This is a genomic window from Maribellus sp. YY47 (assembly GCF_023111095.1).
Classification (GTDB): Bacteria; Bacteroidota; Bacteroidia; order Bacteroidales; family Prolixibacteraceae; genus Draconibacterium.
The window spans coordinates 266903-281044 of record NZ_JALGYW010000004.1; the positions used below are offsets into that span (position 1 = coordinate 266903).

Sequence of the window (14142 nt, forward strand, 5' to 3'; positions counted from 1 at the left end):
TTAAAAGCTAAGAAATAACACAAGTAATAAGAAAAATGAAAACGTTAGGACTCACATTTATACTGGTATGCTTTCTCTGTTGTTGTAGTGGCGCACAAACCGTTATTCCGCTATATGATGGCGCGATTCCCGGAGAAAAAGAGCATGAGAACAAAGAGTACGATGAAAACGGAATTTATTTTGCCGTGTCAAAACCTGACCTGACAATTTACCTTCCGCAGGATGAAAACCAGGCAAGAACAGCGGTAGTCATTTGTCCGGGAGGTGGATATCATGCGGTTTGCGCCAGTTACGAGGGGCATAAAATTGCAAAGGAAATGAACAGAAAAGGGGTGGCTGCCTTTGTGCTGAAGTACCGTTTGCCCAGCGACGAAAACTGTTCAAATAAAACCATCGCTCCCTTACAGGATGCGCAAAGGGCCCTGAAAATTGTTCGCGATAATGCCGAAAAATGGGGAATCAATAAAGACCGGATTGGAATTATGGGATTTTCAGCCGGAGGTCATTTGGCTTCAACGGCCGGCACCCACTTCTCAAAAGATTATATCGAAAACAAAGAAGGGACAAGTTTACGTCCCGATTTTATGTTGCTGGTTTACCCGGTCATTTCCATGCAGCCGGGATTGACGCACGGCGGTTCGCGCGATAATTTGCTGGGAAAAAATGCTTCTGACGATTTGCTGGAGCTTTATTCCAACGAAAAGCAGGTGGCCGAAAATACTCCTCCGGCGTTTTTAACCCACGCCATGGACGACGATGTGGTACCGGTAGAAAACAGCATTCGTTTTTATGAAGCCATGAAAGCAAAAAATGTTCCGGCCGACATGCACCTGTTCTCCAAAGGGAAACACGGTTATCCGCTTGAACCGGCCAAATCGAACTGGCTGAATTATGTCTTTCAATGGATGCAGGAGCAAGAATTGATCAAACAATAAACAGCTATTAAGTAACAACAATAATTGATTTATAATGAACAACAAATTTTTATTCATCTTATTTTTTCTGGGGATTTCCATCGGTGTCCGTGCTCAGGTTCCTCCTGTGGTGGAGGGTGCCAACTCATCGATACGTTCAACAGCGTTAACGCAAAAGTTTTTAAGCCCGACAAGAGTAGTTTGGAAGTCGGACGAAACCGGAACACAGGTAAAAAATGCAGAGCGCATTTTAACGCCCGGTATCGGACAGGCGGATTTAAATAGCGGCACTTACCTGACCTTGATCAACGGCAAGGATAATAAAGCCGGATTGATTCTTGATTTTGGATGCGAAATTCAGGGCGGAATCGAGATCATTACCACCATAAACAATCCCAACCCGGCAGGACGTGTTCGCGTGCGCCTTGGCGAATCGGTGAGCGAAACGATGAGTGATGTGGGTGTTGAAGGCGCCACTAACGATCATGCCATTCGTGATTTTGTGGTACAATTGCCTTGGCTGGGCCGAATTTTAGTGGGAGAGTCGGGTTTTCGTTTTGCCCGGATCGATTTGGTTGATCCCGATACAAAACTTGAGATCAAGGAAATCAGCGCCGCGCTGCGCTACCGCGACATTCCGTACCTCGGATCATTTGCCTGTAACGATGAGCGTTTGAATAAAATCTGGATGACCGGCGCTTACACGGTGCATCTGAATATGCAGGATTACCTGTGGGACGGTGTAAAACGCGACCGCCTGGTTTGGGTGGGCGATATGCATCCTGAAGTAATGACCATCAATTCGGTTTTTGGAGATAATGAAGTGGTCCCCAAAAGTCTTGACCTGGCCCGTGATTTAACACCGCTGCCCGGTTGGATGAACGGGATCAGTTCGTATTCGATGTGGTGGCTGCTGATTCAACGCGACTGGTATTATTATCACGGCGATTTGAATTACCTGAAAAAGCAAAAAGAATACCTGATGGCTTTGCTTCATTTGCTGGAATCAAAAATTGATAAAAACGGTAAGGAAGTGCTGGATGGCAACCGTTTTCTGGACTGGCCTTCGAGCGAAAACAAAGAGGCGGTGCATGCGGGTCTGCAGGCTATGATGGTGATGACATTTAATGCCGGAGCCGATTTGTGTAAAATTTTGGGCGATAAGGAAACCGCAAAACTTTGCCTGGCAACGGTTGAACGATTGAAACAACATGTGCCCGAAATGGCCGGATCGAAACAGGCAGCTGCCTTGTTGGGAATGTCGGGAGTTGTTAAGCCGGAAGACGCGAATAAGGAGGTTTTGGCAAAAGATGGCGTGCATAAAATGTCGACTTTTTACGGCTACTACATGCTGAAAGCCCGCGCGATGGCAGGCGATTACCAGGGAGCGATCGACAATATTCGCGAATACTGGGGCGCGATGCTCGATTTGGGCGCCACAACGTTTTGGGAAGATTTCGATATCGACTGGACAAAAAATGCAGCACGCATTGATGAGGTGGTGCCCGAAGGCAAAGTTGATGTACACGAAACCTATGGCGGCTATTGTTACGAGCAGCTGCGTCACAGTTTTTGTCACGGCTGGGCATCGGGGCCAACAAGTTGGTTGAGTCAGTATGTACTAGGCGTGAACGTGCTGGAACCGGGCTGTAAAAAAATCAAACTGGAGCCGCACCTGGGCGATTTACAGTGGGTGAAAGGAAGTTTTCCAACGCCTTATGGTGTGCTGGAAATCGAACACCGCAAACAGGAAAACGGTACGGTAAAAACAACTTATAATGCTCCAAAAGAGGTGAAGGTTATACTGTAATCAGTTCGATATCAATTTATAAAAAACATCAGCATTCTTTTGAAATTAATGGTCTGACGAAAAAAGGCGAATTAATTTCAGTTCAACCGAAAATTAAAAATGATAAATCATCAAATCAATTACGCTGCTATGGTAAGGCAAGAGAACAACGAAAATAAAGCTTCGTCTCTTAAACAGCTGTACACCATCGTTTTATTTATCTGTTTAGTCTGTCCTTTTACCGGGCAGGCTGCCGGTATTCATATCCTTCCTCAGCCATCCGGTATCGAAGACTTTCATAAAGAAATTTCGTTAAAACAAAAGCTAAAAGTTTTTATTGATCAAAATGCGAATCTCGATAAAGATTACCTGCTGGAGGTATTCACCGACGAGGGTTTTACAGTTAATTTTTCCACTTCGGAAAAGGGTGCTGATGTGGTTTTTAAATTGAATGCGACTACAGTAAGCGAAAAGGATGGCTATCGGTTATCCGTTTATGGGCCGCAAAGGAAGAAACAGATTTATGCGCTGGCGAATTCGACAAATGGCTTGCTGTATGCCCTGCAAAGTTTCCGGCAATTGATTATTCGAGACGGTGAAGCGTTAAAAGTCCCGGCTTGTGAAATACAAGATTCTCCCGCTTTTGGTTGGCGGGCTTTTATGTTGGATGAATCGCGGCATTTTCAGGGGAAAGAAGTGGTAAAAAAACTACTGGATGAGATGGCCCGGTTGAAAATGAATGTTTTTCACTGGCATTTGGTGGATGATCCGGGATGGCGGGTGGAAATAAAAAAATACCCGCTTTTGACCGAAATCGGCTCAAGGGGCAACTTTACAATGATGCGCGAAGGAATCACTCCGATGGATTCTGCCCATTTCAGCTCGTCGGCGCGGTGGTTTTATACGCAGGACGAAATCAGAGAAATGGTGGACTATGCGCATGCCCGGGGGATTGTCATTATGCCGGAGATCGAAATCCCGGGACATGTAACTGCTTCGTTGTATGCATACCCCTGGCTGGGGGCTTCGAGTAAACAGGAGGGGAAAACCGTTGCGGGTGATCTGTACGATGTAACTGATCCGAAAATGCTGCAGTTTTTTTATGATGTTTTGGATGAGGTGATGACCCTCTTTCCCGACGGCATTGTGCACATCGGCGGCGACGAAGCAAACTATGTGCATTGGCAAAATTCGCCGGCGATCAACGCTTTTATGCAGGAAAAAAACATCACGACGTATACCGATCTGCAAATCTGGGCGATCAACCGGGTTTCGAAACATTTGTCAGGCAAAGGCCTACGGATGATGGGATGGAACGAGATTACCGGCGAAAATATTCGTAACGAAGCGCACGTTCAAAAAAGCGAATCGGAAACCCTGGCTCCCGGAACGGTAGTTCAGTTTTGGGATGGCGAAGTCTCGTTGATTAATAAGGCCATTGCGAAAGGTTACGATGTGGTCAACTCAAACAGGATTTATACCTACCTGGATTATGGCTATGAAACGACTTCGTTGGAAAAAGCCTACAGTTTTCAACCAATACCGGAAGGCATTGCTGAAGGAGATAAGCAAAAGATTTTAGGAATTGGGTGTCAGATGTGGGGCGAATACACGCCAACGCCGGCACGTTTATATTATCAGACTTTTCCCCGTATTGCTGCATTTGCCGAAGTTGGATGGGTGGCACAGGAGCGCAAAGGTTCCTATCAATCTTTTAGGGAAAGGCTGAAACCGCTGGAAACAATCTGGGAAAAAATGGGCTACCTGAACGATCAAAAAGAGATGTATTAGAAGGTAAGTAAACGAAGAAGGAAGATTGAATTGTGTAATCGCTAACCTGCAAAACTGTTTTAAACCTGTTGAAATGAAAAGTATGCAAACATTTAAATTCTTTCTGTTAAAACAAAGTTCATTTAATCATAAATTAGCTATTTCGCTTTTTTCAATTGTGAAGGTATATTTTGTAATCGCTTTTTTGCTGATTTCCTTGTGTAGTTGTGGTTCAGATAGTGGTGTTACTACTGATGATGCGGACACGTCGAATACAGAAACTGAAGTGGTGAAAGGACTTGATATTACGCAGATGAGCGATGTGGTCAGTATTTGTTACAGTGTTTGGTTTAATAATGTTTACCGGCCATCGTATTATAACATTACTGAAATTCTAAAAAGCAATCCCCTGGATCCGCAGTGGGGACCTGTTCATGCTTTTCATTATTGGGCAGAGCCGGCCGTGGGATATTATAATTCGGATAATGTCGGTGTGATAAAAACTCATTTACGTCAACTGAATGAAGCAAAAGTCGATTTTATCATTCTTGATTTTACCAATGGACTGGCAGAAATGCTTCTGGAGGATACGGAGGTGCTTTGTAATACCGCATTGGAATTGCGACAATCGGGAGAAGATACTCCGGGAATTGTGTTTTGGTGCCAGAACAGTGAATCGGACAGGTCATCAAACGGCAAAAAATTATATGATCTTTTTTACAAATCAGGGAAATATGATGAGTTGTTTGTGTACTGGTCGGATAAGCCTTTTCTGATTACAACACAAGATCCTACCGATTCGGGAGATAAAACGTTAACCAACTATTTTACCTGCAGAAAAATGTGGGGACTGCAAACTTCTCTGGCTTCTCAAGAATGGTCATTTCTTCAGGACGAGCCTCAGAATGTGGCGATGAGTGGAAGCAGGGCAGAGCAAATATCAGTTTCGGTTGCACATCAGGAAACGTATATTTCATATTCAACAGCAACTACGAGAAATAAAGGGAAAACTTTTCAGGAGCAATGGAGAAAGGCGTTCACTGTGAGACCTAAAGTGGTGACACTTACCTGGTGGAACGAGTGGATGGCACAACGCTTTGTTGATGAAAACGGGGGCACGCGTTTTGTCGACAATTATACGCGCGAGGCTAGTCGTGATATTGAACCGATGAAGGGCGGTCATGGCGATTTGTATTATCAGTTCATGAAAACATATATCGATGCATATAAATCGCATAATGATTTTCCTGAAAATTTATTGGAAACTGAGAACTACGATTAACTGTAAACCAGTTTTTTGCGATATCTCAAAAGCTTAAACGCCGGAGAAATATTAACATATAACTAAAATCCAATGGTAAGATTCAAACCTAATTGGGTATTTTACTAAATTCAGAATGAGTATGTAACTAACTTAAACTGAGAATAGAACGATTATGAACTATAAAAACTTGCTGCTGGCACTTGTAATTATTCTTTCTTCCTGTGCGAGAGAGAATGAATCATACAACCAGTTAAAATCTTCGTTTCTGAATCCTCCCAATTCTGCTAAACCCGGTGTTTACTGGTACTTTATGGATGGCAACCAGGATAAACAGGAGATGACGGCTGATCTTGAATCGATGAAGAAAGTGGGGATAGAACATGTGCTTTTTCTTGAAGTGAATGTCGGAGTTCCTCAGGGGCCGGTTAAGTTTTTGAGCGAAGAATGGCAGGAGAACTTTGTGCATGCAGTAAGAGAATGTGAACGGTTGGGAATTGTTTTGACACTTGGCGCGGGGCCGGGGTGGACAGGCAGTGGAGGGCCTTGGGTGAAGCCGGAAGAATCCATGCAGCACCTGGTTGCAAGTAAACTTATTGTGAATGGCCCTTCCAAAATCTCACAAAAGTTAGAGGTCCCCAAAGGACGCAATCCGTTTTTTGGTTTGGGTGGTTTTACTCCTGATTTACGGGAAAAATGGGAAGCTTATTACAAAGATGTAGCCGTGATTGCTTTCCCCAGCCCTGAGAATGAAAGTCGGATAAAAGATATCGACGAGAAAGCCTTGTATTATCGCCCCCCTTATAGCTCGCAGGAAGGAGTCAGGCAATATTTTGAAGAACCCTCGGTATTGGCTAAAAATTTTGACGGTGAAAATGTTGGTGTTCCGGTAGGGAGTGTAATCGATATTACCAAATACATGCAGGAAGATGGTACCCTCAATTGGGATGTCCCCGAAGGCAAATGGACCATTATGCGGTTTGGCAATCGTAACAATGGAGCAATAACGCGCCCTGCACCTCTGCCGGGTATGGGATTTGAATGCGATAAAATGAGTGCTGATGCAATGAAGCATCATCTGGAAAGTTTTATGGTTCCGCTTATCGAAAAAGTAAAGCCCGATTCAACCAAACAAGGCGGGTGGAAGATGATTCACATGGATAGTTGGGAAATGGGAGCACAAAACTGGACGGTTGATTTCAGAAACAAATTCAAGGCATTAAAAGGCTATGATCCACTTCCATACTTGCCGGTTTATACCGGGATGATAGTCGGCAATGTGGGAAAAAGTGAACGCTTTCTTTGGGATCTGAGAATGGTTTCACAGGAACTGATGCTTAAAAATCATGTTCAGTATTTTAAAGATTTTGGCAGAAAATACGGCATGGGTTTGTCGATTGAACCGTACGATATGAATCCAAATACCGATTTGGATCTGGGTTCGTATGCCGATGTGCCGATGTGTGAATTCTGGAACAAAGGCTACGGTTTTAGCACCGGTTTTAGCACCTTCGAAGGAACTTCTATTGCCAATTTATACGGTAGACCGGTTGTCGCAGCCGAGGCATTTACTTCGTATTTAGTGGCATGGAGAAGCTATCCGGGTTCTATCAAAAATCAGAGTGACTGGGCTTTTTGTTCCGGTATCAACCGATTGGTATATCATACTTTTGCACACAAAGCTTTAGGCGAAGAATATCGTCCGGGGATGACCATGGGACCTTATGGCGTGCATTGGGATAGGGGACGAACCTGGTGGGATATGTCACGGGCATACCACGAATATGTTGCAAGGAGTCAGGCGATGCTGCAGCATGGGACCACTGTGGCCGATGTGCTTTACCTGATTAGCGAAGGTGCTCCAAATGTTTTTCTTCCTCCATCGTCGGCAGTCGACGGTAACAAATATTTGGAAGGTTATTCCGAATTTGGTTTTGATCCCGAAAAAGATGCAATCACTCAAGGTTCAGGGAAAGGTCAAAAGCAATTTATGCCCGATAGAAAAGGCTATAATTTTGATGGTTGCAGTCCCCGTATCCTGATCAACCGGGCAAGTGTAAAAGACGGTAAAATTGTATTTGAAGGCGGAGCCAGTTATGAGTTATTGGTATTGCCTCAAACCAGTTCGATGACACCCGAATTACTTTTAAAAATTGAATCTCTAGTAAAAGAAGGTGCAACTGTTATTGGGCATCCCGCGTTGTCTTCGCCCAGCCTCGAAAATTACCCTGCTTGCGACAGTGAAGTAAAAAACTTAAGTGAAAAAATGTGGGGTAGTTTTGATGTGCCGGAAAAAGAAACAGAGGTTTCTTATGGAAAAGGAAAAATAGTGTGGGGCGGTAATTTGTCGAAACCGGATAAAGGCGAATTGTACCCCAATTACCAAACTACAGCAGAATATTTGAATTCCAACGGAGTAAAACCTGATTTTAGAGCCGATGGAACCGTTCGTTATATTCATAAAAAAATGCCGGAAACGGATTTGTATTTTGTTTCGAACAGAACGAATAACTCAACAAAAGTCGATTGTGAGTTTCGTGTAGGAGAGGGAACTCCTGAATTATGGAATCCCATGACCGGTGAAATTCGTCCGTTATCTGAATATTCTGTCAAAAATGGCATTACAAGTATTCCATTGCAATTTGAAAGATACGAAGCTTACGCAATTGTGTTCAACAAAACTTCAGAACGTAAAGCGATAATAGGAGAAAAGAACTTTTACCCCAAAAAGAAAGTACAAGTTATTGACGGAAGCTGGGAACTTGCTTTCGACCCTAAATGGGGAGGACCTGAAAAAGTGACTTTCGATACCCTGGAAGATTGGATTGACCGACCGGAAGAAGGAATCAAATACTATTCGGGTAAAGCAACTTATTACAAAACTTTTGATTGCGAGGTTTTAACCAAAGGAGAAGCTCTATTCTTAAATCTGGGTAAAGTGAATAATCTCGCGAGGGTGGAATTAAACGGGAAAGACTTTGGAGTCGTATGGACAACTCCACTTGAAATAGAAATAACAGATGTTGTAAAGGCGGAAAATAATCAACTTGAGATTGAAGTAGCCAACCTTTGGATGAATCGGTTGATCGGAGATGAACAACTTCCGTACGACGGAATTGAAAACGGAAAGTGGCCGGAATGGTTGCTGAACAAAGAAGAGAGACCCGGCAAACGATATACATTCACTACATGGAATCACTATAAAAAGGATTCTCCGCTGGAAAGTTCCGGCTTACTTGGGCCGGTTGAGATTTTATCCGTTCGGAATTGGAAATAAATGACTCACCGGAAGTAAATTTTTCGGGGTTTACCGTTGTTGGAAATATCGAATTCAGTTGTACAGCTTTTAAAATTGTTCGAACTTATGGTTAAGCACATTTTCTAAAAAGAGTAAGCAATGAATATAAAATCTTCTATACTTGTGCCCGTTGTGGCTGTTGCGTTGACGGTGGCCTGCAATCCCCGAAATAAAGGCGAAATAATGTCGCGCCCCAATATCATCTTCCTTTTAACCGACGATCAGCGTTGGGACGCAATGGGGGCTATGGGAAACGAGGTAATTCAAACTCCCAATATGGACGACCTGGCCAATAACGGTGTTTTGTTTACCAATGCCCATGTTACTACTTCGATATGTTGTTGCAGCAGAGCCAGTATATTGTCGGGGCAATACGTCTCACGGCATGGAATCAATGGATTTAGTACTCCTTTTTCAAAAGAAGCGGTTCAGAAAACCTATCCTTTGCTTTTAAAGGAAAATGGATATTCAATAGGTTTTATTGGAAAATACGGAGTAGGTAATCCAAATGAGTTTCCGGATACACTATACGACTATTGGGCCTGCGATGCCAAACACCAACCGAATTATGAGAACGAAGACGAAAACGGGGATTTTATTCATTACACCGATTTGGTCAACAAGCGAATTATGAAATTTCTCGATTCCTATGGAAAAGAAGAAAAGCCTTTTTGCTTATCCGTGAGTTTTAAAGCTCCACATTGCGAAGATGGCGATCCGCGCCAGTTTATTTATGCTGAACGCTACAGCGATTTGTATCGCGATGTGGAAATTCCATTGCCCGAAACTGCTGACGATTCTTTTTATAAATTTTTTCCTGCTGATTTCCGAAACCCGGTTTCGAAAGGAAATACACTTTTGAATGAAGGCCGGAAACGTTGGGAACTGCGATTTCCAAATAAAGAAAAGTATCAGGAATCAGTCAGGTCGTATTACCGTTTGATTAGCGGGGTGGACGAGGTGATCGGAAATGTAAGGCAAAAACTCGAAGAAATGGGGGAGGCTCAAAATACGGTAATTCTATTTATGGGCGACAACGGTTTCTATCTGGGAGAACACGGTCTTGCCGGGAAGTGGTTTGCGCATCAGGAGTCGGTAAAAGTGCCTTTTTTTATTTACGATCCACGGTTTGATGATCATTTCAAGGGGCAAAAAGTGGATGAGTTTGCCTTTAACATCGATGTGGCCCCAACCATTCTTTCGTTAGCCGGAGTGGAAATTTCAAGTCAAATGCAGGGAATAAATGCCTTAAACCTACTCCTGGATGATGCTCCAAAGCGCGATGAATTTTTCTACGAACACAATCTTGATATTCCGAACATACCCAAGTCGGAAGCGGTCATCTCCAAAAAATACAAATACATTGTCTACCCCGAGTTAAATCCTCCGTTTGAAGAGTTGTATAACCTGGAAGAAGATCCACATGAAAAAGCCAACCTTTCAGGCGATCCAAATTATGCAGATGTTTTGAATGAGTATCGGCAGAAACTGCAAGAACTGGCAGGTGAGGCAAGGTGATTTGAAATATGGTCGAATATTCTTTCTTTTTTACTTTTTTTGAATGAACGCTGTTTGCATAGACTTTACACAGTCTGTTTGAATCAATAGCTCAATGGCAGATGGATAAAACGGAAGACTGGATCATCGAAATTTATCTCTCACGCCTGATAAGAATATTTTCTTTTGGATCGGTTAATTGTCGATGATAAGAAGACTCTTGCTTGCAGGATAATCTCAACAAACATTCCCCGGTAGCGATCATTGTATTTAACAGTGTCTCCTCTTTTTGCTTATAGAATAATTTCATATTGTAAGATTTTCTGAAAAACGATTTTGGTTATATATCGTTTGTCCGGAATTATATTCTCTTTATTCATGGGAATTTTTAGTTGCTCTTTCAGAAATTAAATTATTTATTTATTTTCGTGCACGTACACGGAAACTGACTTTGATCAGTGACGTATCAATCTAAACCATTAAAATGAAACCTGTAAAATTCAGTCTTAAAGTGGCGACCGCTTCAATCAAGAAAAGAAAGCAGATTTTCATTATAACGGATGAACCACGAATTCTGCAGATCATCTCTTGCAAATAAGCTCTAAAAAAATCAAAGAATCTAAATATTGAACAAATGAAACGACTAACAAAAATTACCACCTTGCTAATCCTTGCCGGATTTCTGGTAAGTGCAAAAGCCGACAAAGAAAACAACTGGACTTCTCTTTTTGACGGAAAAACCCTGAAAGGATGGAAGGTATTAAACGGAACAGCCGAATATAAGATAGAGAACGGCGAGATTATCGGAACCAGTAAAACAGGCACTCCGAACACTTTTTTGGTAACCGAAAAAAATTACGGCGATTTTATTCTGGAGTATGAAATGAAGATGGAAGCCGGTTTGAATTCCGGTGTTCAGATTAGAAGTAATAGTTTCAAAGATTATAAAGATGGCCGAGTGCATGGCTACCAGGTAGAATGCGACGACTCAGAAAGAAGATGGTCGGGCGGAATTTATGATGAGGCACGCCGCGGATGGCTTTACTCGCTGGAATACAATCAACCGGCAAAAAAGGCTTTCAAAAATGGCGATTGGAATAAGTACCGGGTAGAAGCCATTGGAAACAGTATCCGTATATGGCTTAACGGGCAGCCGGTCTCAAACCTTGTAGACGATCTGACTGCTGAAGGATTCATAGGCTTGCAGGTTCACTCTATTGGAAATAATAAAGAAAACGAAGGGAAAACCATTCGCTGGAAAAATATCCGGATCATGACAGACAACCTGGAAAGCGCCCGGATGAAGATACCCGCAGATGTTCGTGAGGTAAGTTATTTAACCAATACCCTGACCGAAAAGGAGAAGAGCGAAGGTTGGAAATTACTTTGGGATGGCAAAACCACCAACGGATGGAAAAGTGCAAGAGCTGAGGCGTTCCCCGCTAAAGGATGGCATGTTGAAGACGGAACATTGGTGGTTGAAAAAGCCGATGGCGCGGAGTCGGGGAATGGCGGCGACATTATCACCGAAAAACGCTACAAAAACTTTGTGTTGGAACTTGATTTTTATATGACAGAAGGTGCCAACAGCGGAATAAAATACTTTGTGCAAGGTAACTTAAACAAAGGTGAAGGTTCGGCTATCGGTTGTGAATACCAGATTCTGGACGATAAGAAACACCCGGATGCACAGTTGGGAGTAGCGGGCAACCGTACTTTGGCTTCGCTTTATGACCTTATTCCGGCCAACGGAAAGTTCTTCAATCCAAATTTACAGGTTAAACGATTCAATGGAATAAACAGTTGGAATCGTGCGCGGATTGAAGTCAACGGAAATCATGTTGCGCATTACCTAAATGGTACCAAAGTAGTGGAATACGAACGAAACACCCAGGAATGGCAGGCGCTGGTTAATTACAGCAAATACCAGAAATGGGAAAACTTCGGTAATTTTGAAGAAGGCCATATTCTTCTTCAGGACCATGGCAACGAGGTGCGTTTTAAAAACATTAAGATCAAAGAACTGTAATAGAAAAAGTTTTTTGTCAATAGTCATTTAATTATAAACCAACTAAAAAATGCAAACAAACAGAAGAAAATTTATACGCACTTCATTGGCCGGACTGGGCGCTGTTACCATCGTTCCCGGACATGTAGTGTTTGGAAAACCAGGCAGGGTAATGCCCAGCGACAAAGTGAATATTGCTTTCTGTGGAATTGGAAACAGGGGAGGGCAGATTCTGAAAGATATTACAAGCACCGGTTTGGTGAATAACGTTGCGATGTGCGATACCGATATGGGAGCGGAACATACGCTGGCTTCCATAAAGGCTCATCCCAATGCAAAGCAATTCCAGGATTTCAGGGTAATGTTCGACAAGGCCGGAAACTCGTTTGATGCTGTAGTGGCCGGTGTCCCCGATTTTGCTCACTTCCCGATCACTATTCTGGCGATGTCGCTCGGTAAGCATGTTTATACCGAAAAACCGCTGACCAGAACTTTCCAGGAAGCCGAACTGTTGATGAAAGCCGCAGAAAAATACAAGGTTGTTACCCAAATGGGAAACCAGGGCCATTCGGAGGGAAATTACTTTCAGTTTAAAAGCTGGGTTGAAAATGGTATCATTAAGGATGTCACCAAAGTAGTTGCTCATATGAACAGCGGTCGCCGCTGGCATGGTTGGGATACAGGTATGAAAACGTTCCCCAAAGCAGAACCGATTCCTGAAACACTCGACTGGGATACCTGGCTCGGTACGGCTCAATACCACGATTACAACAAGGATTTTATAAACGGACAATGGCGTTGCTGGTACGATTTCGGAATGGGCGCACTCGGCGACTGGGGAGCTCACCTTATTGATACGGTGCATGAGTTTCTGGAACTCGGATTGCCTTACGAGGTTGATCCGGTAAAAATAGAAGGGCACAATCCGTTGTTTTATCCGCAGGCGACCACGCTCGATTTCAAATTTCCGAAAAGAAAGGGAATGCCGGCACTTACCATTTCGTGGTACGATGGAGTGAACAATCTTCCTGAATTGCCCGAGAACTATGGTAAATCAGAACTGGCATCCAATATTCCGGCGGCAAGCACTGGCCAGATTGAGAAACGCAATCTGAATCCGGGCAAGATTATTTACAGCAAAGATTTAATTTTCAAAGGCGGATCGCATGGAAGTACATTAACGATTTTGCCTTCAGACAAAGCGGAAAAAGTGATGAAGCATCTGCCTGAAGTTCCGGAAAGTACGTCGAACCATTATAAGAACTTTGTTCTGGCCTGTAAAGGCGAGGAGAAAACACGCTCGCCGTTTGAGATTTCAGGGCCGTTAAGTCAGGTATTTGTATTGGGAACACTGGCACAACGCTTAAATACCAAGTTGAAATTTGATCGCGAAACCAAACAGATCACCAACAATTCGCTTGCAAACGAATTATTGCAGGGACCACCACCACGAAAAGGCTGGGAAGAATTTTACCGATTATGACTAGTCCTAAATAAGCGTTACAGATTATTGGACTAAGTTAATAGATTCACAGACCGTTTCAAAGCTAGCTTTGAAACGGTCTGTTCTTTTATAGCTTTTAATTTTAATGGTATCTTGTTTGT

The 14142-nt window shown here is 43.1% G+C and carries 8 protein-coding genes; all 8 read left to right on the forward strand.

Annotated elements, in window-relative coordinates; translation table 11 throughout:
* The first annotated feature begins 35 nt into the window (after positions 1 to 35).
* The gene (locus MR764_RS05105) at positions 36 to 935 is read left to right on the forward strand and encodes an alpha/beta hydrolase (RefSeq protein WP_247978321.1); all 900 of its coding nucleotides are present in this window, start codon (positions 36 to 38) and stop codon (positions 933 to 935) included.
* 34 nt (positions 936 to 969) lie between these two features.
* Positions 970 to 2724, forward strand: coding sequence for an alpha-L-rhamnosidase C-terminal domain-containing protein (locus tag MR764_RS05110; RefSeq protein WP_247978322.1), 1755 nt, complete (start codon positions 970 to 972; stop codon positions 2722 to 2724).
* 99 nt (positions 2725 to 2823) lie between these two features.
* The gene (locus MR764_RS05115; RefSeq protein ID WP_247978323.1) at positions 2824 to 4494 is read left to right on the forward strand and encodes a beta-N-acetylhexosaminidase; all 1671 of its coding nucleotides are present in this window, start codon (positions 2824 to 2826) and stop codon (positions 4492 to 4494) included.
* Between the two features lie 82 nt (positions 4495 to 4576).
* Positions 4577 to 5755, forward strand: a complete 1179-nt coding sequence (locus tag MR764_RS05120; protein WP_247978324.1) for a hypothetical protein — start codon at positions 4577 to 4579, stop codon at positions 5753 to 5755.
* Positions 5756 to 5909: 154 nt separating this feature from the next.
* On the forward strand, positions 5910 to 9011 hold the full coding sequence (locus MR764_RS05125; RefSeq protein WP_247978325.1) for a glycosyl hydrolase: 3102 nt from the start codon (positions 5910 to 5912) through the stop codon (positions 9009 to 9011).
* 120 nt (positions 9012 to 9131) lie between these two features.
* Entirely contained in the window at positions 9132 to 10550 is a 1419-nt protein-coding gene (locus tag MR764_RS05130; protein ID WP_247978326.1) for a sulfatase, read from the forward strand.
* A gap of 613 nt (positions 10551 to 11163) precedes the next feature.
* Entirely contained in the window at positions 11164 to 12558 is a 1395-nt protein-coding gene (locus MR764_RS05135) for a DUF1080 domain-containing protein (RefSeq protein ID WP_247978327.1), read from the forward strand.
* A 49-nt stretch (positions 12559 to 12607) separates the two neighbouring features.
* Positions 12608 to 14020, forward strand: a complete 1413-nt coding sequence (locus MR764_RS05140) for a Gfo/Idh/MocA family oxidoreductase (protein WP_247978328.1) — start codon at positions 12608 to 12610, stop codon at positions 14018 to 14020.
* Positions 14021 to 14142: the final 122 nt, after the last annotated feature.

Coding starts and splice junctions, on each gene's coding strand:
- MR764_RS05135 (WP_247978327.1), top strand. CDS start 11,164: ATGAAACGACTAACAAAAATTACCACCTTGCTAATCCTTGCCGGATTT.
- MR764_RS05115 (WP_247978323.1), top strand. CDS start 2,824: ATGATAAATCATCAAATCAATTACGCTGCTATGGTAAGGCAAGAGAAC.
- MR764_RS05120 (WP_247978324.1), top strand. CDS start 4,577: ATGCAAACATTTAAATTCTTTCTGTTAAAACAAAGTTCATTTAATCAT.
- MR764_RS05125 (WP_247978325.1), top strand. CDS start 5,910: ATGAACTATAAAAACTTGCTGCTGGCACTTGTAATTATTCTTTCTTCC.
- MR764_RS05130 (WP_247978326.1), top strand. CDS start 9,132: ATGAATATAAAATCTTCTATACTTGTGCCCGTTGTGGCTGTTGCGTTG.
- MR764_RS05105 (WP_247978321.1), top strand. CDS start 36: ATGAAAACGTTAGGACTCACATTTATACTGGTATGCTTTCTCTGTTGT.
- MR764_RS05110 (WP_247978322.1), top strand. CDS start 970: ATGAACAACAAATTTTTATTCATCTTATTTTTTCTGGGGATTTCCATC.
- MR764_RS05140 (WP_247978328.1), top strand. CDS start 12,608: ATGCAAACAAACAGAAGAAAATTTATACGCACTTCATTGGCCGGACTG.